This window comes from Achromobacter sp. DH1f, from assembly GCF_000633435.1.
GTDB classification, from domain to species: domain Bacteria; phylum Pseudomonadota; class Gammaproteobacteria; order Burkholderiales; family Burkholderiaceae_B; genus Achromobacter; species Achromobacter deleyi.
In genome coordinates this window covers 1-468 of the sequence record NZ_AYMF01000146.1, presented here as the reverse complement: position 1 = coordinate 468, position 468 = coordinate 1, and the positions used below count along the sequence as shown (strand labels likewise).

The following is a 468-nucleotide window of genomic DNA, read 5'->3' as shown; positions in this document are numbered from 1 at the left end:
CCGACGTGGTGCTCAAGGGCGCGGACGGCAAATCGCTGATCTTGCCGCTGGCGGCAGAACTCGCCTCTTACGAGCATCATCTCTACACGCTGCGGTTCGCCGACGGTACGGTGATGACCTCGGAAGATGTGCTGCGTCTGGGTAAAGTGGTCGCCACCGGCAGTCCGGTCCCGGTGGCCGCAGTGCGGGTCGAGGCCCCTGCCGACCCCAAGGTTGTCGAGAAAGTCGTCGAGAAGGTCGTCGAAAAGGTGGTCGAGGAAGTCGTGGTGCTCGAGCAGGAAGCCCAGCCCAGCGAACACAGCGGGCAGGGCGGCCACCAACGGATTGACGCGCTGGGGCTGAGCAAGCCGGCCGTGTGGCCCATACCGGAGACGGCGACGCGCCCGCCAGCCTGCTTAAATCCTCAGGGGCGTCGCCCGAAGATTCCGCGCCGCCTCTTCCTCCCCCCGCTCCGCCGCCGCCCCCACC

Annotated in this window: 1 protein-coding gene; it reads left to right on the top strand. The window is 67.5% G+C overall.

The window, feature by feature from the left end; all coding sequences use genetic code 11:
• Positions 1-468: hypothetical protein (locus tag U858_RS34140; protein WP_157838896.1), on the top strand; the 468-nt coding region annotated here is incomplete at both ends.